The organism is Vibrio sp. Vb1337 (assembly GCF_033338715.1).
In the GTDB taxonomy this organism is placed as follows: domain Bacteria; phylum Pseudomonadota; class Gammaproteobacteria; order Enterobacterales; family Vibrionaceae; genus Vibrio; species Vibrio alginolyticus.
Genome location: NZ_JAWOTD010000107.1, coordinates 1 through 1,383 on the forward strand (window position 1 = coordinate 1; position 1,383 = coordinate 1,383).

1 protein-coding gene is annotated in these 1,383 nt (G+C 47.6%); it reads right to left on the reverse strand.

Annotated elements, in window-relative coordinates; translation table 11 throughout:
- Positions 1-86: 86 nt before the first annotated feature.
- Positions 87-1,383, reverse strand: a 1,297-nt coding sequence (locus R7E42_RS24260) for a bifunctional 2',3'-cyclic-nucleotide 2'-phosphodiesterase/3'-nucleotidase (protein ID WP_318073127.1), incomplete at its 5' end; no start/stop codon positions are given.

The window sequence follows — 1,383 nt, forward strand, 5'->3', positions numbered from 1 at the left end:
GTTAGCGCATTTGAACTATCTTAACTGCTTTACGCAGCAACAAAAAGCGGCTCACTGAGGAGCCGCTAGTTTGAGCATGGAGTCGCTTATTTCTTTAAATCGATCTGATAAATCGCAAAGCCCACTTCGTCAGTTGCGACGCGTTTCATCGGGTATTGGCCTTTGTCTTGGATAAACTTCGAAGCTTTTTCGCTCGGTGAGGTTTCAAAGCGAATATCCAGTTTTTTGTCTGACTTAATTGGTGCGAACGACCAGTTATTGTCAGCGCTTGGCGTGACTTCGCCTTTTTCCTCACTGACGCGAGAAATGTACGCAGCAACCACAGAACGGTTTTCGTCTGGAGAGTCAAATGCAATGAAGTTCGGACCAGTGCCAGGGAAGGAATTGCTGTACGCGCGGTAATTGTTAGTCGCGATGATGAAATCTTGTTTCGGATCAACTGGTTTGCCATTGAAAGTCAGATTCACGATACGCTGGGAGTCCGGATTAATGACTTTACAACTCGCGTCGTACTTCGGTGGTTGAGTGATGTCGATTTGGTATTCCACACCATCAATCACGTCAAAGTTGTACGTACGGAAGTTATCCCAATCAATTAACGATTGTGGCTGAGTCGTATTGACATCAATATGCTTGAATTGGCCCGCGCTGCACTCTAGCCATTCATGTACTTCTTTGCCTTTCACCTTCATTGCGACGAGCGTATTTGGGTATAGGTACAAGTCGGCGGCGTTGCGGAAAGTCAGTTGGCCAGATTCAACCTCAGTGAAGCCGTTCGGATCATCTTTACGTCCGCCCACTTTAAACGGCGCTGCCGCGCTCAAAACTGGAATGTCAGCAAGGTCTGGATCGCCTTGAATGAAACGTTCAACGTAGTCTTTTTGTGCAAGGTTAACGATTTGGATTGTTGGGTCGTCTTGCACCAAAGCCAAGAAGCTGTACATCACGTCATTCGCTTTACCAATTGGTTGGTTAACGAATTCGCGAGTGCCTTTGTGATCGTCTTCGAGTGCTCTAATGATGCCTTGGTCTGCTTCTGCAAGCGATTTCTTAGTCGCTTTGTCGAAAATTGGTCGAGCTTCAGATTGTCCTTCCACTACTTGCCATTGGCCGTCTTTTTGCTCGATGACCAGATCCATGACTCCCACGTGGCTAGCCCAACGGCCAGGCATGACGGCAGTGACACCGTTGATGGTGCCTTTGTTGTTGTCTACGCCTTGTAGATTCTCAAATCCTTTGCCTGGGAAGACCGCGTGAGAGTGACCAAACGCAATGGCATCAATGCCTTTCACTTGCGTTAAATAGTACACCGAGTTCTCCGCACCTAGTTTATATGGATCGGTTGAAACCCCTGAATGCGGAATCGCGACAATAATGTCCGCA